Below are 19047 nucleotides of genomic sequence, written 5' to 3' on the forward strand. Positions count from 1 at the left end.
GCTCGTCTTGCCGAGCGCATCGGTAGCACTGTTAAGTTGTTACACCCGCCAAGAGCGGCTAATTCTGGCGTGCCATGCTCACTAAAACTGACAATAGCGATTCACCTCTTGCGCTGGGTAGCAAGATACGCGGCCTGCGGCAGCGGCTAAAGCGCACGCTCGATGATACGGCCACTGCGGCTGGCATTTCGAAGCCATTCCTGTCGCAAGTCGAACGAGGTCTGGCAAGCCCCTCCCTTACATCGCTGGCGGGTATCGCTAGATCACTCGGAGTGGCCGTGCAGTATTTCCTCGACACGCCCAGTGAAGAACGTTCGGTGTGCCGCGCGGAGCAGTTGACGTTTTTTGGCTTTGCGGATTCGGCGAACCTGTTTGCCAGACTCACGAACCTGACCGGAGGCCGTCATCTTGAGGCCATTCTCGTGAGGATGCCGCCCGGGCAAGAGCGCTCCGAAGTGACAACGCATGCTGGCGAGGAGTTCATGTACGTGATCGCCGGCCAGGTATCGCTGACGCTGGAGGGCAAGACATTTGTATTGCGCGCGGGAGATAGCGCGCATTACGAATCGACGGTGCCGCATAGCTGGGTAAATACCGCCCACATCGAGTCGGTCGTTGTCTGGGCCGGTACACCCAGACTGTTTTAGATCGCCGACCAGACCAGTGGCTATACGCTGTTGTCGGCTCATGATTTCGGTGAGGACGAGCCGCCCGGGCTATCTGTTCGAGAAGTATCTGCCGACATTGCAGACTGGCTAGCGCCGGTACGCGCTACCTTTGTCGCGGCGGTGGAAGACGTCGTCATTTTGTCTCGCTTGATTGCAATAGCGGCGACGGATCTGCTGCCTTCAACCGGTCTACTGGGCGGCAAGCTTCGCGCTTTGTTGTCGCAGGCCCTCGAAGATCCTGTCCGACACATCGTTTGGAAACGCGGCCGGTAACAGCGCCTCAACCTCCGCGACGACATCCTCCGTCATGTCCGTTAGGGTGGTGATCATCTCCTCGACGTCGGCCGGAGCAAGCGTGACTCGTTGCCCCTGCGCAATCCAGTGGCGTCGACGGATATCATTGATCAGATAGTGGGCGTTGTTGCCACGTACCGCCATTGCCAGTTTCACCCGACGCGCAGAAAGCAGGTTCGGTCCATTGCCAATGATCGGGTGCGCGGAGAGAACGTCATAGATCGGCGTGGCCTCATAGCGGTTGGACTTCAGGTGTGCGATGCTGAAATTCTTCGCGTGCCCGTCGGTGGCGGCGAGCATCCAGAACACGATCTGCGTCATGAAGAAATGGCGCTGATCGATCGCGGACCGTTCTGAACCGGCCAGGACTTCCATGACCTTCTGGATTCCGGGCCCGCCATCTGACTCATATTTGTCGGCGGCGGACGTCCCGGTCGCCTGGCACATATCCTCCTGGGGAAGCCGCAGGATCCATGAACCGTCGCTCGCGTACCGGCGATCGAATCGCTCGACGACGAGCACTTTCTGGTCCTCGAAGGTGGCGATGTCGCAACTGGCGATCGGCAAACCATACGCTGCGACGATTTTCGAGCACAGCCACTCGTTTTCCACCGACGTGCGCATGTCGGCGCGCATGTTTCCGACCAGTCCAAGAGGTAGCTTCAGGATATGCGTGGTCGGGGTACTGCCTTCCGGGATGGCCCACTGGTCGTCGTGCCACAGAAGTGCAGTCTTTTCCTGCGCGCCGGCGATGGACAGGCGCAGGTCATCGATGGGCTCATGCTGGCCCAATACGGACGGGGCCGTTGTTTCCCGCAGTAGCCGCGCGATTTCCGCCTCGTTGAGGGGGCGCCCATTGATCTGCTCAAGATTCACCGGGGTTTCGTCTGGAGGCAGCATCTGGGTAGCGCCTACGCAGTCTCGTCCAAGCTTGGCCAGCAACTCAAACGGCGACGTGCCGCCAGTTTTGTAGCGCCCTGCGATGCGCTCGCGGATAGCCCTGCTATCAGGCAGCAGGTTATCGAAATAGTCCGAGACCACCTTGCCCCGATAGGGCTGATTGCCGGCCGTAAAAGGCAGCGAGAGCGATAGAGGACGTCCCTGTTCGTCTGCTATCCAAGCTTCGAAGTAGGTCAGCTTCTCTCCGTCCCGCGTGGTCTCCCAGGTACCGACTGGCAACCCGTTCATCCAGAGGTTGAGGCTTTTGGCGTGCGAGCGGCGGCCCATTGTTACCAGTCCTCCCGCTTCTTGGGGGCAGTAGTCACTGGTGCCACTCGCTTCCGGGTGGGCGGCTTCGGCGCGCCTTGCCCGCTACCGCGCGCCGGGGTGGCGGCCGCCTTCCGGGTGCCCGCTGTCTTCGCGGCCGGAGTAGTCGCACGCTTTTTTGCCACGCTCTGCTTTGCCGCGACCGGCGGCCCCGCTGTACGCAGACGCCCGGGTTGGTGGCCTTCGGGATTGGCCGAGCTCAACACCTGGGTCAGAACGATATCGACCTTGAGCAACTTCAAAACGTGGAATAGCCGATCCATGCTCGCGGATTCGGGCTTTGCCTCGAGTTGGGCGTAGGTTTGCTGGGCGACCCCCAAATGGCTCGCCACCTGGGACTGCGTGAGTCCGGCGGCCTTGCGGAAGCCGACAAGAAGTGGCCGCAACTGACGAGGGGTTTTAACGGGATAGTCCACGGGCGACCTCGGAAAGTCGTGAAAGCATCAACCAGTCTGTGAGTGACAGAAACAGTATATATTATGTATTCGACAAATACAGAAAATATGCTGTAAATGGCAAATACAGAAAATAGACTGTTAAGTCGACTCGTGGGGCGCGGGGTAGTCCGCATCGTTATATGCGCGCATTGCGCGACGAGGGTCTTAATGCCTTTCTGGCAATTGCATATCGATAGAAATTGGATGGCGAGGCGTACAGGTAGCGGTAGCATGGGCGTCCCTTCACCTGTATCTTCCCGTTGATCAAAGCGATGTCAGCCAAACCTCCGCGCTTCGGCATCTGGGCGCTCGTGCATGGTAGCCGCGCGGCGCTGCAGGATCCCGCAGAACCGTATGACGCCTCCTGGGGACGCAACAAGACGCTCGTGCTCGAGGCCGAGCGCCTCGGCTACGACTCGGTGCTCGTCGCCCAGCATACGGTCAATCCGCATGACGCCTCGCTCGACCAGCTCGAGGCATGGACGGCATCGGCTGCATTGGCGGCGCTCACGTCGCGCATCGAGATCATTACGGCCATCAAGCCCTATCTCTATCATCCGGTCGTGCTCGCAAAAATGGCTCAGCAAATCGAGCACATCAGCGGCGGGCGTTTTGCGATCAATCTGGTGAACGCGTGGAATCGTCCGGAGCTCGAACGTGCCGGCATCGGTTTTCCGGAACACGATGAACGCTACGTGTACGGCCGCGAATGGATCTCGGTCGTCGATGCGCTGCTGCGCGGCGAAGTGGTGAATCACCGCGGCGATAACTTCCACATCGACGGGTATCAGTTGCGTCCCGCTGATCCGTTTCGCGCACGTCCGCGGATCTACGTCGGTGGTGAGTCGGAGCCGGCGCGCGCACTGGTAGCGGCGCACGGCGACGTGTGGTTCATCAATGGTCAACCGCACGACGACGTTGCACGCCTGATCGCCGACGTATCCGCTCGCGCGCGCCCCGTCGGGCAGGACGCTTTGCGTTTCGGCCTGTCGGCGTTCGTGATCGCACGCGAAACACAGGCGCAGGCAGAGGCTCACCTCGAACATCTGTTCGCGCTGGCCGAGCTGGACAAACCGCTGCGGGAGCGGCAGAAAGCCAATATCGATCCGAACGTGGTGATGATCCAGACGTTCGCACAGTCGCCGCGCGTCGGTTCGAACGGTGGCACGGCCGCAAGGCTTGTCGGCGATTACGACACGGTCGCACGGCGTATCGCCGATTTTCACCGAGCGGGGATTGAACTCTTCATGCTGCAGTTCCAGCCTTTCGAGGCCGATATGCAGCGCTTTGCGGAAGAGGTTGCGCCGCGCGTTCGGCGTCTCCTTGTCGCCTGAGCGCGGAGTATCTGGTGGAAGCAATCAAGGCTCGTACCTGGCGCCAGGTACGACGTGGTTCGTGATCAGAAGAACGCACCTGTGGGCGGAAGACGCCCAGTCAGCAAGTTCTGCCCGAGCAGGCGTTCCTTGTAAAGCCGCGGATTATGCGAGGCAATGACCTTGATGTTGCGCCAGTGCCGGTCCAGAGCGCCCACGCGCGAGACGACCGAGCCTGACCCGAGGTCGATCAGCCAACTGGCGATCTGCGGGGCGAGATCGTCGGTCACCACCTTGGCCTCTGCCGCCGAGAGCGTGGCGGCAAGCGTAGTCTCATATTCGTCGCTCGTGCCATAGCTGTCCCAGGCTCGTTGCAGCGCTCCGACAGCGCGGTCTACAGTCGCCTCGGTGCTGGCCACATACGCGCGGATACGACCGAGCAATGTCTGCAGTACGGGCTCTTCGGTAGGATGCGCGGCTTCGCCATGGTAGAAGTTGCGCCCCCGCGCGCGCAGAACCTCTACAGCGTCCAGTACGATGCGCCGCACGACGCCAGCGATGCAGTTGGTCAGATAGACCTGATGAAAGGTGTATCCCCACGGCGCGGCTTCTTCAGGCTTCGGCGGATCCGGCGGGTAAACATGGGCGGCGGGCACGCTCACGGCGCGAAAGGCCGCCGTGCCTGAGCCTGTCAGGCGCTGGCCGAATCCCTGCCAGTCGTCGTGATCGCTGACCCCTTCGCCTCGGTCGAGCACGTATTGCACAGTCCGGCCCGCACGGCTTTCCACAGCAAGGCCGATGAATGCGTCGTTGTAGAGGTTGCCCGTCGCATAAACTTTCTCGCCCGAGCCGATGTAGGCATGCCGTGTTTCGTCCCATTCGAGCCTGCTCAGGACCCGGCTCGGACGAGCGCCCGCCGCCACCGCGTCGCTGTCGGTAAAACTGAGCCCGACGGTCTTGTTCTGCCTGGTCAGGTCGAGGACATGCGCATGGAAAGGGTGGTCTCGTTGTCTAAGCGACGCTTCGACTTGCCACAGATGGTTACGAAAAGCATGGGCTATATTGGAATCGGCCGCAGCAAGATCGCGAGCTACAAAGAAGAGCTCGGTCAACGATAACCCTTGCCCTCCCGCATCGGTCGGCAGGCGTAGCGCACCGAACCCTAGCGCCTTGAGCTTAGCGATCTCATCGTACGGCAGACGATGTGTCAGTTCCCGCTCTGCCGCAGTCGATGCGATATCGGCGATGGCCTCCGAGAAGCCGAGGCTTGCGGACAGTGGCGAGACAAGCTGGGGCCGGCCGCTGTCGACGATCGTGGTTTCAGACGTGCTCATGGTGCTCCATCAAACCTTGATGCTGTAATCCGCGACCTTGATCCGCGAGCGGATGATCTTGCGTTCGGCGAGCCAGTCGGCTGCCCGTTGAAGCTGCGCGATGAAAGCGGCGTCGTCGGGTTCGTGGAATTGATTCACACGCTTCAGGCTCGCCAGATAGTCGCGCACCTGGTTCGGGTATTTGGCTTCTCCCTGTGCGAGCTGCTCGGCTTCGATGGAATGCGTCGACTGCCAGGCGCCTTCGACGTAGTACGCGTCGATCACCGCGCGAATCAGCTCGGAGTTCTCTTCGGTGAATTTGCGACGCGTCACCAGCGAACTGTAGTCAATCAGGAAATCGAGGTCGCGTCCCTCGTTGAAGATGTCCTTGGCGTCGTTCGAATTACGCGCGATATCCACCGCCGGCGACCACATCGACCAGGCGTCGACCTTGCCTTGCGCGAACGCGGGCGCGGCATCGGGCGGATTCAGATAAACGAACTCGACCTTGTCGCGGTCAATGTGGTTCTTTTCCAGGGCTGCAATGAGCAGGAATTCGCCAAGTCCCGAACGGTTGATGGCGACCTTGCGGCCCGCCAGATCGGCGACCGAGTTGATGCCGCTCGATTTCTTCACGATGATGGCAGTCGAGCGTGGGGAATAGACGTCGAACGCATTGAAGACGATAGGTGAGCCGGCCAGCATGGCGGCCAATGCAGGCGTAGTCGATCCCCAGAAGCCGAAATCCGCACTGCCGCCGACCACTGCCTGAATTGACGGCGCGTGGTTCGGGAACGGACCGATCCATTCGACCTTGATGCCTTTTGCGGCGAGCGTCTTTTCGAATACGCCACGTTGCTTGGCAATGTCCGGCAGGCTGCCGTACCCCCAGCCGATGCGAACCGTATCGGTGTTGCGTGTCAGCTTGCGCGGCTCGGCTGCCCGGGCTGGGAACAGGCTGCTGGCGGCGGCGCCGGCCAGCAGGCCACCCGCCGCGCGCAATAGTTGGCGGCGGCTCAGTGAAGAATCATTCATCCTTGTCAGGTCCTTGGAGTCGTGCAGGAAATCGATCAGTGAGACAGAACGCCCAGTTCTGCGAGCAGCGTGGACCGCAGTTCCTGTGGCGTGTGGTTCTTGGGTCGGAAAGAAGCAGCGATGCGCCCCGTGCGCATGACGAGAATCCTGTCGGCGAGCGTGAGCGCTTCGTCGACGTCATGCGTCACGAGCAGCACGCCCGGGTGATGGCGGGCAACGAGCTCCTTGACGAGTCCGTGCATCTTGATCCGCGTGAGCGCGTCGAGCGCCGCAAACGGTTCGTCCAACAGCAGAAGGGCGGGATCGCGAACGAGGCCCCGCGCCAACGCGACGCGTTGCGCCTGACCGCCTGAGAGATTGCGGGGCCAGTCGTTCTCCCGGCTGGAAAGCCCGACTTCGGCCAGGGCACGAGCCGCGCCGGCTCGGCCGACAGTGGTTTCATGACCTAGAGCGACGTTCTCCCACAGCGTAGCCCAAGGCAGTAGACGAGGCTCCTGGAACACGACGGAAGGACGCTCGGGCGCGCGGATCTGTCCAGCGTCGGGCAGATCGAGGCCTGCCAGCGCGCGCAGCAGGGTGGTCTTCCCGCACCCGCTTTCACCCAGCAGCGCGACGAATTCGCCTTGGTGGATATCAAGATCCAGTGCATCGATGACGACACGCGTGCCATAGCAGCGCCGCAGGCCACGTACCGATACGCCCAGCGCGGACTGACTGACGCGATCTTCGTTGACGAGTGCCGATACTTCGGAACCACGGGGCAGTGCGATGCTTTGGCTCACTTTTGCTCTCCTTTGGCGTAGTTCGCGTGCCATGAGAGGAAATGGGTTTCAAGCGAGCGCACCAGCGCGTCCGCTACGACGCCGATGATCGCGTAGATGATCATGGTCAGCAAAATGACATTGGTTTGGAGGAATTCGCGGGCATCCATGGCCAGGAAGCCGATGCCCTTTGTCGTCGCGAGTGTTTCGGCGATGACCAGCGCGAGCCAGGCATGAGCGAGCGCATAACGTACGCCCGTGAGGATCGACGGCATCGCTCCGGGCAGAATGATCCGTCGCACGATCGCGGTCCAGTTCAGCCCGATAACCTTGGCGAGCTCCATCAGCTTCGGATCGATCTGGCGGATGCCAAGCATGGTGTTGACATAGATGGGGAACAGGACCGCGAGCGCGACAAGGAAAATTTTCGCAACCTCGCCCACACCGAACCAGACGATGACGAGCGGCAGCATCGCAAGGAAAGGGACCGCGCGCACCATCTGGATCGATCGGTCGAAAAGGGCCTGTGCCAGCGGTGAGAAGCCGACCATGATGCCAAGCGCGAGGCCGATGATTCCCCCAATGAGGAAGCCCGCCATTGCACGCAGAAGCGAGACGCCGAGGTGAACGAAAAGATCGCCGTTTCTGGCCAGATCCAATGCGGTTTCCGCGACACTGCTTGGAGCCGGGAGCACCTGAGGCGCAATCAGTCCAATACGCGCCGCAGCCTCCCAAAGCACCAGGACCAGAACTGGAACAATCCAGGAGAGCCAACTATAAAGCGCACCTCTCGAAACACCTGCGCGCATTCGTTTCGAAGAGACATAGCTGTTGCGAGAGGAAGTTAAGTCAGCCATGTCGGTTCCATATCAGCCATGAAAAAAGAGTGCTCCGATATGGAGCCGGTACAAATCAACCCGCCATGCGGAGACGAGTCCTGACATACGATTGCTACTTCAGCGATACCCCGATGCGGGGGCAGACATTGGTCAACTTCGGCATGTCACGAAGGCGAGCCTGTTATTAAAGGCCGTTTGACATCGCAATGACAAACAGTTTTTTATGCTTTGCTTTGCAGTTTCAGCGCGTTGCTTCACGGCAGCGTCGCCCGAATGCAATCGGCGTGTATTGACAGCGATGGGGCGAATGACGGATCGCCCGTCCAGAATCGACGTCTTGCGGAGCAACGACCCAACCTTCGACTATAGGCAAACGCAAGCGGGCTTCGAAATAAGCTTTTATTCGAACCAAAGCGCTTCTCTGGTGGACTCTTTTTGCCGCGACGGCGACTAATCGAATCGCCCGGCAACGCATAAGCATGAGCTGAATCGTTGGTTGCCGATGCCGCATCGATGCTGCTTTCATGAATTACGCCATCGACCCCAAGGAGGACGTCATGAGTACAGTGCTCGACCGCCAGCAATCGCCATCCACCGTTCACCAGGAACTTCGCGTACGCCGCTACAAGCCGCTGATCGGCGCAGTGATCGAGAACGTCGACCTGTCGCAGCCGCTCAGCGATGAGAACCAGCAAACGGTGAGGCAGGCACTGGTCGATCACGGCGTGATCTTTTTTCGCGAGCAGACGCTTACGCCAGAACAGCACGTCACGCTTGCGCGCATCTTCGGCACGCCCATTCGCAAGAATATCTATCTGCCGGCCGTCGCGGGATTCCCGGAGATCGAAGTCATCGCCCACAGCGATAAAACCCAGTCCGGCGGCACCGACAACTGGCACGTGGATGTTTCATGGCAACCGCAGCCGCCAAAGGCCACCGTCCTCCACGCGCAGGAGATTCCTGAGGGGGGCGGCGGCGACACGATCTGGACCTCGTCGGCGGCAGTCTACGACTTGCTGGATCCCGATCTGGCCCGCTACTTCGAGAAGCTGAAAGCGGTGAACACGTTCTTTGCGTCGCCCAAGAAGAACGCGCTGTCCGATCTGCTGAGCGGTTACGACATTCCCGAAGGCACGAGCGAGCAGAGTGTGGAGGCCGGGTTGGCACGCGTGCGCGATGCCGCGCAAAAATATCCGCCCATTGAAGTGCCAGTCATCAAGACGCATCCGGAGAACGGCCGCAAGCTGGTGTTCGTCAATGAAGGGCATACCAGCCATCTGCTCGGCGTATCGAAAACGGCAAGCCAGAGTCTGCTGAACTATCTCTACGATCTGATCAAGACGCCGGAAGTACAAGCCCGCTTCGAATGGCGTGCCGGCGATGTCGCGATCTGGGATAACCGTCAGGTCCAACATTACGCGGCGCGAGACTACGGCTCGGCGCGCCGGCGTATTCATCGCATCACGCTGGAACACGACGGCGTGTTCTGAACCGCGCACGCACGCCTTCCACATCGGATCACGGAGATCGAAGCATGAAGCAAACCGCACGTGACTTGCGGCATCGTGTTGCGCGCCTGTTTTATCTGTCGGCGCTCGCCGCGGGCGTCGCAGCTTCAGCAAGCCCGGCGTTGGCGCAAACCCCTGAGAAGCTCGAACTGCGCTATCAGGGGTGGGCCAGCAAGGTGTTGTATCCCGAACTCGCCGAAGACCTCGGCTACCTTGCGCCGATCAAACTCAAATGGGTGGGCAATACGATCAGCGGACCGCAGGATATCCAGGCGGCGGTCACCGGCGACGTCGACTTCGGCGGTGCGTTCAACGGTTCGATCGTCAAACTGGTGGCGGCGCATGCGCCGGTCAAGGCGGTGATTTCCTACGTTGGTACCGACAAGGAGACCAATGGTGGACTGTTCGTGCTTCAAGGCAGTCCGATCCACAGTGCACGTGATCTGATCGGCCGTAAGGTCGGCGTGAACACGCCGGGCGCTTACGAGCAGTATCTGGTGACCGCGTATCTCGAGAAGGCAGGTCTGTCCAAAGAAGAGATCCAGAAGGTGGTGTTCGTCGCGGCGCCGCCGGTCAATCTCGCACAGTTGCTCAGGCAGAAGCAACTGGATGCGGTGTTCCTCGAAGACATCATCAAAGATAAGCTGCTCGCGGACGGCGGTGCGACGTTACTCACCACCGACTATCAACTCTTCGGCTCGTTCGGCTACGCGAGCTATCTGTTCACGGATCGCTTCATCGCGCAGAACCCGAATACGGTGCGCAAATTCGTCGACGGAACGGCCCGCGCGATCGAATGGGCGAAGAACACACCACGTGCGGAAGTGGTCGCCCGTCTGAAGAAGATCGTGGAGACGCGACATCGCAATGAAGACACTTCGATCGTCAACTACTGGAAATCGGCCGGTGTGGGAGGCAAGGGCGGCCTGATCGACGCCAACGACTTCACGACGTACATCGACTGGTATGTGAAGAATGGTGTGTTGAAGCCCGAACAGGTGAAGCCCGAGAACATCTATTCGAACCAGTTCAATCCGTTCAACCAGTCAGTGGCGGCGCATTAGGCGGCCACTGCATGGAATCACGAGGCCCGCGAATATGGGTGCTGCAATCGGCGTGCGCAATGTCACGAAGGGGTTTCATCTCAAGCGACGCGGACACTTCAGCGTGCTGGAGGACGTGTCCTTCACTGTGCAGGCGGGCGAGTTCATTACGCTGGTCGGCCCGAGCGGCTGCGGTAAGACGACCTTGCTGGATCTGATCGCAGGCCTCGCGAAGCCGGATCGCGGGCAGATACTCGTCGACGGCCAGGCGATTGAAGGGCCGGGGCTCGATCGCGGCATCGTGTTCCAGCAATACGCGCTCTTTCCGTGGAAGACGGCGCTCGGCAATATCGAGTTCGGTCTGGAGGCGAAAGGCGTTGCTAAAGCGAAGCGATCCGGGCGTGCCCGTTCTTTCCTTGAACTGGTCGGCCTCGGCGGGTTCGGCGACCGCTATCCGCATGAGCTATCCGGAGGCATGAAGCAGCGCGTTGCGATTGCTCGCGCGCTCTCTTTCGAGCCGGCCGTGCTGTTGATGGACGAGCCGTTCGCCGCGCTCGATGCGCAGACGCGCGAGAGCTTGCAGGACGAACTGCTGCGCATCTGGCAGCGCACCGGCACGACCGTTGTGTTCATTACGCACTCGATCGACGAGGCGATCTATCTCGGTCAACGGGTTCTCGTGATGGCGGCCGCGCCCGGTCGCATCACCCATGCGCTCGATGTGCATCTGGCGCGCGGTGACCTCTCCGAGGACTTGCGCTCGACGCCGGAATTCGTGCGGCTCAGACACGAGATCTGGCAATTGACGCATCAGCGCCGGGCGACTTCGCGCCTCGCGGTTGCACACGCGGCTTGATACAGGAGGGAGTCTGAGTGATGAGTACCTTATCGACACGATTCTCGTCGGCGAATTCGCTTGCTTCTGGTGTCGTAACTGCGTTGCCGCGCGTGCTGCGTGGCAGCGCCGCGATCGTGGCTTTCTGTGCGCTGTGGGAGATTCTGCCGCGCGCAGGATGGGTCGATGCGACGTTTTTGCCGCCGTTTTCGACCGTGCTCGGCGCGCTGTTCGAGATGGTGCGTTCAGGCGAGCTCTCCGATCATCTGTTTGCAAGCGCGACGCGGGCCGTGGGTGGCTTTGCGATTGCGGTGGCCGTCGGTGTGCCACTGGGTCTTGTCATCGGCTGGTACCGGACGCTTGCCGAGGTTCTCAATCCGCTGCTCGAGTTGTTTCGCAATACCGCGCCGCTCGCGCTGCTTCCTGTCTTTGTGCTGGTGTTGGGCATGGGCGAGACCTCGAAGGTCTCGATGGTCGTGTACTCCTGCATCTGGCCTGTCGTACTCAATACCGTGAGCGGCGTGCGCAATGTCGATCCATTGCTGATCCGCTCCGCGCTCTCGATGGGGCTGACTCCGTTGCAGCTATTCCGCAAGGTCGTGCTGCCGGCGTCGGTGCCGACTGTCTTCACGGGCATTCGCGTCGCCGGTGCGTATTCCATCCTCGTGCTGATCGCGGCTGAGATGGTGGGCGCGAAGGCGGGACTCGGCTACCTCGTCAACTATTCGCAGTTCACGTTCGAGATTCCGAAGATGTACGCCGGCATCGTCACGCTCGCGTTACTCGGTCTCGTGTTCAATCACGCCGTCTTGCTGGCGGAACGGCGGCTGACGGCCTGGCAAGGCGAACGTTGAGCGTTCAACTTCGTCAAGCGGTCGGCACATCACCTCAGGGAATATCCTTCATGACGGACAATGCGGGAAAACATGGCCGGCCTCCGGTGACGGCCGCAGACAGCGCGGTGCGGCACGATGCCGACGTCCTCGTGATCGGCGGCGGTCCGGCCGGCGCATGGGCGGCGATCAGCGCGGCCGCAAGCGGCGCGCGGGTGGTGCTGGCGGACAAAGGGTTTTGCGGCACCTCGGGCGCGACCGCGCCGGCCGGCACAGGCGTCTGGTACGTGCCGCCCGACGACGACGCGCGCGGCAACGCGAAAGCAAGTCGCTTCAAGCTGGGCGGAGAACTCGCCGAACAGACCTGGATGGATCGCGTGCTCGAGCAGACCTGGATCAATGCGCAGCAACTGGCCGAGTGGGGCTATCCGTTCCCGGTCGATGAATCCGGCGAACAACGACGCATGTCGTTGCAGGGACCCGAGTACATGCGCCTGATGCGCAAGCGCGCCAAGGAAGCCGGCGTCCGCATACTCGATCACAGCCCGGCGCTGGAACTGCTGGTCGACGAGCGCGGCGCGGTGGCCGGCGCGGCCGGCGTCGATCGCCAGGCCGGCGACGCGTGGATCGTGCGCTCGGGCGCGGTCGTGATCGCGACGGGCGGCTGCGCGTTTCTCAGCAATGCGCTCGGTTGCAACGTGCTCACCGGCGACGGCCAGTTGATGGCCGCCGAAGTCGGGGCGGCGCTATCTGGCATGGAGTTTTCGAATGCATATGGGCTTGGACCGGCGTTTTCATCGGTGACGAAATCGCTGTTCTATAACTGGGCGACGTTCTACTACCGGGACGGTTCCGTGATTCCAGGCGCGGGTTCGTCGCACGGGCGTGGCGTGATAGCGCAAACGTTGCAGAGCGAGCCCGTGTTTGCCTGCCTCGATCGCGCCGACGAACAGATTCGCGCATGGATGCGCACGGCGCAGCCGAACTTTTTCCTGCCATTCGACCGGCTCGGCATCGACCCCTTCACGCAGCATTTCCCGGTCACGCTACGTCTGGAAGGAACGGTGCGTGGAACCGGCGGCCTCCATCTGATCGATAAGACGTGCGCGACTTCCGCCGAGGGGCTGTATGCCGCCGGCGACGCAGCCACGCGCGAGCTGATCTGCGGCGGCTTTACCGGCGGTGGCAGCCATAACGCGGCGTGGGCGATGTCGTCCGGTTTCTGGGCCGGCGCGGGCGCGGCGGACTACGCCCGTTCAGGTGGCCGCGCCGGCCGTCAGGGCCGGGTACTGCGAGCGGGCGGCGCAGGGCTGCGCGACGGCGGCGGCGCGGCGCCGTACGACAGCAACGAGGTGATTCGCAGCGTGCAGCACGAGGTGTTTCCGACGCAGCGCAACTGGACCCGCGAGGGCGATCTGCTCGACGACTCGCTCTCACGACTCGATGCGCTGTGGCATCGCGTGCGCGGCGCCGCGCCGGCGCGAAGCGCGCTGGAGGCCGTGCGCGCGCGCGAGGCGGCAGCGATGCTGGCCACCTCGCGCTGGATGTATCGCAGCGCGCAGCAGCGCACCGAGACGCGTGGAATGCATCGGCGCCGCGAGCACGCCGCGCTCGACCCATCGCAGGGGCAGCGTTTGTTGAGCGGCGGGCTGGATGAAGTCTGGATTGACAGACTGGCCGTGTCGCGGCCAGTAGCGAAAGTCGAAGGGGTGCCGGCATGATCGAAATCGTCGACAGCGGGCGCTGCACCGGTTGCAACATCTGCGTGCGCGCGTGCCCCACCAATGTGTTCGACATCGTGCAAAATGGCGCGCCGCGTATTGCCCGTCAGAGCGATTGCCAGACCTGTTTCATGTGCGAGCTGTATTGCCCTGAAGACGCGCTGTTCGTGGCGCCGCAGGTCGAGCCGATGCCGGCCGGCGAGGCCGTCGACACAGCGTTCGGGCAATATCGGCAGGCCATCGGCTGGGGCCGCAAACGGCAGTCGACCGCGAGCCAGGACGCGAGCTACGAGTTGCTGATTCGGGCGCATTGAGATTCGACGAAGCGGGCCTTCATGCTCGCCTCGCTGAATCCTCTCGTCAGAGCGCGAGTCGCCCTTCTGACGCAATGGCGGACAGCGGATTGCGCTGGCTCTGTACTTCGCGCGCCTGCAATGCCTCCGGCAGTGATGACTTGTCGCCCGCGCGGCCGATCGCGATGGCGGCTTCGATCGAATAGACGTCCGGGACCGCGAGCGCCTGGCGGATCTTTTCGCGTTCGATGCCGGCAAGCCCGTGCGCATGCCATCCGGAGAGACTGGCCTGGAGCGCCAGATAGCCCCACGCAGCGCCGGTATCGAACGAATGCGTGGGAGCGGGGACTTCAGTTGCGCCGCCGGGTGGCGTGAACGTGCTCTTCGAGAGCACGATGACAATGGCCGCAGCGTGTCTCGCCCAGCTCTGATTGAATTCGTTAAGGAACCCGACGAATTGTTCCCAATGAGGCGTATCGCGTCGTGCATAGACGAACCGCCAGGGCTGGGAGTTATAGGAGGAGGGTGCCCAGCGGGCCGCTTCCAGAAGCGTCAGCAGGGCTGCCTCGGGAATGGGATCGGAACGGAAAGCGCGCGGCGACCAGCGGTCGAGGAATTGGCGGTCGATTACATGTTCGGCGGTGCGTGAATTCGATGTCGTCATGGGCTGGTCCTGTGGAGAAGAAATTCTATGGTCGGGCCTGATAGGCAGAGGTTGCCGAGGCGAGGTCAAACCACTTTATCCGAGCGCACTGCGCGACTGAACCGATTTATTCTCGCAACGTTATTCCCTCATCCATTCGACTACGATGGCGATCTGGTCGATCTGATTGCCGATATCGTGCATGTCGAAGCAGCACGACGGCTGTTGCTGATCGGCAATGCGGTGGAGTTTTTTGGGTTTGAATAGCGCGGTGCGCTGCGCTTCACGTTCGAGCCTTCGACTGGATTGAATGCGGTTGAGCTAACCGTAGATATAGATCTTGAGCGGCACCTCGGGGTGGTACGAAGGACGGTATGTGAGCGCAGGCTCGTTGCCCTCCGTCCCTAGCTGCCGAAAATCCAGCTCATCTGCAAATAGATCGACGACACGCACGCGATTCGTATCCGTTACGTAGTCGTCGAGTGCATCAGGAAGGAGAAAACTTCGCGGACGGCTGCCGCCGTGAACGAACCGCGTCATCTCTCTCCCTCCGAGACCGGATACGGAAATCATCGTGGTTCTGGACCAGCAAGGGACTGCCCGGAACCTCGCGCTCACAGTCGACCGGGAACCGCTCAACTGCCTCGCCGACTATCCGCCGTCGGCCGAAACTCGAGCCGAGTCACTGACGAACGTTGCACCGTACGGCATCTCCAGAGCCGGCGTAGCGTGCTGTTCCGCATAGGCGCGACGCATCGGCTTCAGCACGAATAGGGCGAGCAGTGCCGCCACTGCGGCCATTCCGGACGCGAGCATGAACACCGCGTGCCAGCTGCCCGTCATCGCCGTGACGACGCTGGTAAATGGCACCAGCAGCGCGGCCGTTCCCTTCGCCGTGTACAACAGCCCCGCGTTAGTGGCGGCGAATTTCGGTCCGTACGTGTCGCCGCAAGTGGCGGGGAACAGGCTGTAGATTTCGCCCCATGCAAAGAACACGATGCCGGTGAGCAGGACAAACGCAACCGGGCTTTGACCGTACTTCGACAGCGCCAGAATACCGACCGCCTCGATGGCGAACGCGATGAACATCGTATTTTCCCGGCCGATGCGGTCCGAGATCCAGCCGAAGAACGGCCGGGTCAGACCGTTCAACACGCGGTCGATAGTCAGCGCGAAGGTCAGTGCGGGCAAGGTCAATCCGAGCAGTGAAACCGGCGAATCGTGCAGACCGAAGTCTTTTGCGATCGGTCCGAGCTGCGCGGTCGCCATCAGGCCGCCCGCAGCCATCATCACGAACATCAGGTACATGACCCAGAACACCGGTGAACTAATCACTTCGCGTGGCGTCGCGTTGTAGACCACGCGTTGCACCGCGCTCTTCGCCGACGCGAGCAGAGTGGCCGGTGGCGCGAGCAGCGCGAGACCGAGTATGAAAACGATGATGCCCTGCCCAAGACCGAACCAGAGGAACGTGGCTTCATAGCCGCTGCTCTTGATCATGCTGGCAATCGGCACGACGGTGGCCGCCGAGCCTGCGCCGAAGCCGGCCGCGGTTATGCCCGCAGCGAGCCCGCGGCGATTGGGAAACCACTTCAACGCGTTGCCCACACAGGTGCCGTACACTGCGCCCGCGCCGACGCCGCCAATGGCGGCCGCGATATACAGCAGCGGCAACGACGACGCCACCGAGTTGAGCGCCCATGCCGCTGCGCAGAGCAGGCCGCCGACGACCACGACGGGACGCGGACCGTACTTGTCAACGAGATAACCTTCGATTGGCACGAGCCACGTTTCCGTCACTACGAAGATGGTGAATGCAACCTGGATCGCCGTGCGACCCCATTGGTATTTCTCATTGATTGGATTCACGAACAACGTCCAGCCGTACTGCATGTTCGCGATCATTGCCATGCAAATCACACCAAATACGAGTTGCACCCACGGCGACGCCCTCCACGACAACGCCCCTCCCTGTAGATCCGCGCTCATAACTGTCTCCTAGGTCTTGCTGCCTGATGTTTGCGGGGCCAAGGTGGCTTCTCCGCCCGCCACCGGCACGATAACCGGTGATCCACCCCATACAGTATGTGATATATCTAGTAAGTCAAGTGAAAGAATTATTGGGGTTATCACCACGTGATTCTTAATATAAAAGCTGACTGTATGTAAGCGCCGACATTCTTTCGCTGCGAAAAAAAGGCCCGCTGGCAATGCCGGCGGGCCGAGGACATGGAGCGAGACAAGGCTGTTCGCAACATGCTTTGCCTTTATATATGAAAGCTAAAAGTAATGTTAGTTTTTTATTTGAAAGAAATTTGGATGCTCCTCGACGTCGATGCGTCGAGAGAGTGAGCGAAGTTGGCGCGTGGAAACGGGGCAACGTGCAACAATCGTTGGTCGCCGAAGCTAAGGTTTCTGCGGAGAACGGCGTAGCAAGTGGTTGCGGCGGTGCCGCAGCTGGATCTTCAGAAGCAGGGCGCCCGGTTGTCTCGCTGTCCGATTGGACGTCAACATGTCGTTAGCCGCGCTCGCACTGGTTCGTATCTCACGTGCTTCACAGTCCTCACCGATATCTGCAATTCGCCCTTACATCCTTCGCTTCATCGCTCATGACGGCACGCGCTCGGTCGTTGCATTTGCCAATCGCGATGAACGCGACGAGCGCGGCGCCCAGCTCCTGACGCTTGGCACAGCAGCAACGTTGGCCACCGTGCGGCGTGCAGTGTGAGTGGCTCGGCGACGTGAAATTACGGGCAACGTGCAGTGATGTTGAACGACTGCGAACGGCCGCTATCGAGGATGCTGAATAGCTGTTGGGTGGCAGCTCATACCTGCTGGTTCTGGTGCAAACAGGAAAGCAGGTTGAGAAGTTGCCTATGGGAAGGATAACTTATCGAGTGGACAGGACCGCATGCCATACGGTGGGTGCAGTGGCCTCCTTGAGGCCGAGCTCCGTGAGATCGAACTGGTCCTTGCGAATGCGATACGTCAATTCGATGCTCCAGACCCGGACGCTTGGGAGGGTGAGCACCGAAATTAGCCTTCAGGTACTGGCATACAACCTCAAGCGAGTCATGAATATACTTGGTGTTGCGAGGACAATGAAGGCAATGAGGATGGCTGGAAGCTGAGGCCCTGAAGGGCTTCTTGCGCTCGCATTGCTCAAATAGCGCAAGCTCGAAGCATCTAACTTGATTGACCCGACCGCCGACCTCGCCCTCAGCCGCGAAAATCGAGTTTCCACACATCCTCGGCCAGTTTCCGTCGTTCGACCTATCGATCTGCTTGGCCACAAAGCGGACATTGCCAATAAACCTCCTGCTCTACACCCCCAGGCACACTGACTCCTTGTAATGGGTGACCCCATTCCTACCAGACATGCGGGATGAGACGATAGCGCACATGGCTTGCGTATTCGCTGTAGCCGTAGAGATCGCGGCGCAAGATCTTTTCCTCATCAAGAAGCCGCCAGAAAAGCGCCGGCAGGATTAGCGGGACGAGACAGATCGTGAGCCAGGAGCCGAGTGCAAGCGGCATGGCGATGAAAAGCCAGAGCGCGCCAGCGTACATCGGATGACGAACATACGCGTAGGGGCCCGTGTCGATCACTTTGTGATCATCCGCAACACAAACGTTGGCGGCTGCATAACTGTTGACCTTCAGCACCCAGAAAATAAAGAGGAATGACAATATGATCACCATGTCCCCTACAAAGGACAGGTAAGCAGGTACGGGCGAAACTCCGACGCGATAGTCGAGTGGAGGTAGGGTGAGGAAGAGAAAAAAGGCTAGGATGATGAGCGACACGATGATCTTCTGCGACCATTCTTTCTCATGCTGTGGTCCGGCATTCATGCGGCGCTCGAGAAGCGGCCTGTCGTAGAGGGCGAGATAGACGGTGAAGCCAATGGTCGAGACGGAAAAGATTGCGATAAAGAGCCATCCTTGCCAGTAGCGCCACGTGCCCACAGGCAAGAAAATGAAGGCGACGAATACAGCCATCCCCACTACTCCTTGGGCGATGGCTTTCTTGTAGAGCGGATCCATGACATGAATCGTATCCCCTCCGCTCCACCCCTGCAATGCGCGGCCTAAGCACGAACCGAACTCGGAGCGAACCTCGTTCGGTTCGGGCAAGCACGCGGGTTGCGCGGATAGATCTGCGAGTCCCTGAACGGACGCTTCCTTGATTACCGACGACCCCTCTGGAGGGTGATGACCGAGAAGTTCAGGGTCGACTACGGA

Annotated in this window: 18 protein-coding genes and 1 pseudogene; 9 read left to right on the plus strand and 10 right to left on the minus strand. The window is 60.8% G+C overall.

What is annotated here, in order from left to right; all coding sequences use genetic code 11:
* Positions 1–74 precede the first annotated feature (74 nt).
* On the plus strand, positions 75–647 hold the full coding sequence (locus P0D80_RS28540) for a cupin domain-containing protein (protein WP_408179701.1): 573 nt from the start codon (positions 75–77) through the stop codon (positions 645–647).
* 210 nt (positions 648–857) lie between these two features.
* On the opposite strand, the gene P0D80_RS28545 is transcribed toward P0D80_RS28540, so the two are convergent.
* Entirely contained in the window at positions 858–2189 is a 1332-nt protein-coding gene (locus P0D80_RS28545; protein ID WP_408288446.1) for a type II toxin-antitoxin system HipA family toxin, read from the minus strand.
* A 2-nt stretch (positions 2190–2191) separates the two neighbouring features.
* Positions 2192–2644 carry a helix-turn-helix transcriptional regulator gene (locus tag P0D80_RS28550; RefSeq protein ID WP_408179699.1) on the minus strand — a complete coding sequence of 151 codons (453 nt, stop codon included), beginning with the start codon at positions 2642–2644 and terminating at the stop codon, positions 2192–2194.
* A gap of 293 nt (positions 2645–2937) precedes the next feature.
* Between P0D80_RS28550 and P0D80_RS28555 the strand changes: the two genes are divergently transcribed.
* Positions 2938–3999 (plus strand): LLM class flavin-dependent oxidoreductase, encoded by a 1062-nt coding sequence (locus P0D80_RS28555; protein WP_408288449.1) that lies wholly within the window; start codon positions 2938–2940, stop codon positions 3997–3999.
* A gap of 65 nt (positions 4000–4064) precedes the next feature.
* On the opposite strand, the gene P0D80_RS28560 is transcribed toward P0D80_RS28555, so the two are convergent.
* Genes P0D80_RS28560 through P0D80_RS28575 form a run of 4 tightly spaced genes read right to left on the minus strand, consistent with a single transcriptional unit; the run spans position 4065 to position 7944 of the window.
* A complete protein-coding gene (locus P0D80_RS28560) occupies positions 4065–5312 on the minus strand; it encodes an acyl-CoA dehydrogenase family protein (protein WP_408288452.1) in 1248 nt (415 codons plus the stop codon).
* Positions 5313–5321: 9 nt separating this feature from the next.
* Positions 5322–6326 carry an NrtA/SsuA/CpmA family ABC transporter substrate-binding protein gene (locus P0D80_RS28565; protein ID WP_408288455.1) on the minus strand — a complete coding sequence of 335 codons (1005 nt, stop codon included), beginning with the start codon at positions 6324–6326 and terminating at the stop codon, positions 5322–5324.
* 35 nt (positions 6327–6361) lie between these two features.
* The gene (locus P0D80_RS28570; protein WP_132379886.1) at positions 6362–7108 is read right to left on the minus strand and encodes an ABC transporter ATP-binding protein; all 747 of its coding nucleotides are present in this window, start codon (positions 7106–7108) and stop codon (positions 6362–6364) included.
* Positions 7105–7944 carry an ABC transporter permease subunit gene (locus P0D80_RS28575; protein WP_408179694.1) on the minus strand — a complete coding sequence of 280 codons (840 nt, stop codon included), beginning with the start codon at positions 7942–7944 and terminating at the stop codon, positions 7105–7107. Before P0D80_RS28575 ends, P0D80_RS28570 begins: the two co-directional genes overlap by 4 nt.
* 539 nt (positions 7945–8483) lie before the next feature.
* On the opposite strand from P0D80_RS28575, the gene P0D80_RS28580 reads away from it, so the two are divergent.
* Genes P0D80_RS28580 through P0D80_RS28605 form a run of 6 tightly spaced genes read left to right on the plus strand, consistent with a single transcriptional unit; the run spans position 8484 to position 14180 of the window.
* The gene (locus P0D80_RS28580) at positions 8484–9416 is read left to right on the plus strand and encodes a TauD/TfdA dioxygenase family protein (protein ID WP_408179693.1); all 933 of its coding nucleotides are present in this window, start codon (positions 8484–8486) and stop codon (positions 9414–9416) included.
* Positions 9417–9460: 44 nt separating this feature from the next.
* The gene (locus P0D80_RS28585) at positions 9461–10498 is read left to right on the plus strand and encodes an ABC transporter substrate-binding protein (protein WP_408288461.1); all 1038 of its coding nucleotides are present in this window, start codon (positions 9461–9463) and stop codon (positions 10496–10498) included.
* A gap of 34 nt (positions 10499–10532) precedes the next feature.
* On the plus strand, positions 10533–11333 hold the full coding sequence (locus tag P0D80_RS28590; protein ID WP_408288464.1) for an ABC transporter ATP-binding protein: 801 nt from the start codon (positions 10533–10535) through the stop codon (positions 11331–11333).
* Between the two features lie 20 nt (positions 11334–11353).
* Complete coding sequence (locus P0D80_RS28595; RefSeq protein ID WP_408288467.1) at positions 11354–12166, plus strand: ABC transporter permease; 813 nt, start codon at positions 11354–11356, stop codon at positions 12164–12166.
* A gap of 50 nt (positions 12167–12216) precedes the next feature.
* A complete protein-coding gene (locus tag P0D80_RS28600; RefSeq protein WP_408288470.1) occupies positions 12217–13866 on the plus strand; it encodes an FAD-binding protein in 1650 nt (549 codons plus the stop codon).
* On the plus strand, positions 13863–14180 hold the full coding sequence (locus tag P0D80_RS28605; protein ID WP_408288473.1) for a 4Fe-4S binding protein: 318 nt from the start codon (positions 13863–13865) through the stop codon (positions 14178–14180). The genes P0D80_RS28600 and P0D80_RS28605 overlap by 4 nt, the downstream gene beginning before the upstream one ends.
* Before the next feature lie 46 nt (positions 14181–14226).
* Here P0D80_RS28605 and P0D80_RS28610 read toward each other — a convergent pair whose 3' ends face one another.
* Positions 14227–14823 carry a nitroreductase family protein gene (locus P0D80_RS28610; protein WP_408288476.1) on the minus strand — a complete coding sequence of 199 codons (597 nt, stop codon included), beginning with the start codon at positions 14821–14823 and terminating at the stop codon, positions 14227–14229.
* A gap of 27 nt (positions 14824–14850) precedes the next feature.
* Between P0D80_RS28610 and P0D80_RS28615 the strand changes: the two genes are divergently transcribed.
* Positions 14851–15069 (plus strand): hypothetical protein, encoded by a 219-nt coding sequence (locus tag P0D80_RS28615; RefSeq protein WP_408288479.1) that lies wholly within the window; start codon positions 14851–14853, stop codon positions 15067–15069.
* A gap of 57 nt (positions 15070–15126) precedes the next feature.
* Here the strand turns inward: P0D80_RS28615 and P0D80_RS28620 are convergent.
* The 3 genes and pseudogenes from P0D80_RS28620 to P0D80_RS28630 all read right to left on the minus strand — a co-directional run.
* Positions 15127–15342, minus strand: a pseudogene (locus tag P0D80_RS28620) (transposase); the annotation flags it as partial.
* A 111-nt stretch (positions 15343–15453) separates the two neighbouring features.
* Positions 15454–16791, minus strand: a complete 1338-nt coding sequence (oxlT, locus tag P0D80_RS28625; RefSeq protein WP_408288482.1) for an oxalate/formate MFS antiporter — start codon at positions 16789–16791, stop codon at positions 15454–15456.
* Between the two features lie 1380 nt (positions 16792–18171).
* Positions 18172–19047, minus strand: an 876-nt coding sequence (locus tag P0D80_RS28630) for a methyltransferase family protein (protein ID WP_408288485.1), incomplete at its 5' end; no start/stop codon positions are given.

The organism is Paraburkholderia sp. RL17-373-BIF-A, assembly GCF_046030175.1.
In the GTDB taxonomy this organism is placed as follows: domain Bacteria; phylum Pseudomonadota; class Gammaproteobacteria; order Burkholderiales; family Burkholderiaceae; genus Paraburkholderia.

Bases quoted from the DNA above. Each gene is read 5' to 3' on its own strand.
- P0D80_RS28540 (WP_408179701.1), top strand. From the start codon at position 75: ATGCTCACTAAAACTGACAATAGCGATTCACCTCTTGCGCTGGGTAGC.
- P0D80_RS28545 (WP_408288446.1), bottom strand. From the start codon at position 2,189: ATGGGCCGCCGCTCGCACGCCAAAAGCCTCAACCTCTGGATGAACGGG.
- P0D80_RS28555 (WP_408288449.1), top strand. From the start codon at position 2,938: ATGTCAGCCAAACCTCCGCGCTTCGGCATCTGGGCGCTCGTGCATGGT.
- P0D80_RS28560 (WP_408288452.1), bottom strand. From the start codon at position 5,312: ATGAGCACGTCTGAAACCACGATCGTCGACAGCGGCCGGCCCCAGCTT.
- P0D80_RS28565 (WP_408288455.1), bottom strand. From the start codon at position 6,326: ATGAATGATTCTTCACTGAGCCGCCGCCAACTATTGCGCGCGGCGGGT.
- P0D80_RS28575 (WP_408179694.1), bottom strand. From the start codon at position 7,944: ATGGCTGACTTAACTTCCTCTCGCAACAGCTATGTCTCTTCGAAACGA.
- P0D80_RS28580 (WP_408179693.1), top strand. From the start codon at position 8,484: ATGAGTACAGTGCTCGACCGCCAGCAATCGCCATCCACCGTTCACCAG.
- P0D80_RS28585 (WP_408288461.1), top strand. From the start codon at position 9,461: ATGAAGCAAACCGCACGTGACTTGCGGCATCGTGTTGCGCGCCTGTTT.
- P0D80_RS28590 (WP_408288464.1), top strand. From the start codon at position 10,533: ATGGGTGCTGCAATCGGCGTGCGCAATGTCACGAAGGGGTTTCATCTC.
- P0D80_RS28595 (WP_408288467.1), top strand. From the start codon at position 11,354: ATGAGTACCTTATCGACACGATTCTCGTCGGCGAATTCGCTTGCTTCT.
- P0D80_RS28600 (WP_408288470.1), top strand. From the start codon at position 12,217: ATGACGGACAATGCGGGAAAACATGGCCGGCCTCCGGTGACGGCCGCA.
- P0D80_RS28605 (WP_408288473.1), top strand. From the start codon at position 13,863: ATGATCGAAATCGTCGACAGCGGGCGCTGCACCGGTTGCAACATCTGC.
- P0D80_RS28610 (WP_408288476.1), bottom strand. From the start codon at position 14,823: ATGACGACATCGAATTCACGCACCGCCGAACATGTAATCGACCGCCAA.
- P0D80_RS28615 (WP_408288479.1), top strand. From the start codon at position 14,851: ATGGTCGGGCCTGATAGGCAGAGGTTGCCGAGGCGAGGTCAAACCACT.
- oxlT (WP_408288482.1), bottom strand. From the start codon at position 16,791: ATGAGCGCGGATCTACAGGGAGGGGCGTTGTCGTGGAGGGCGTCGCCG.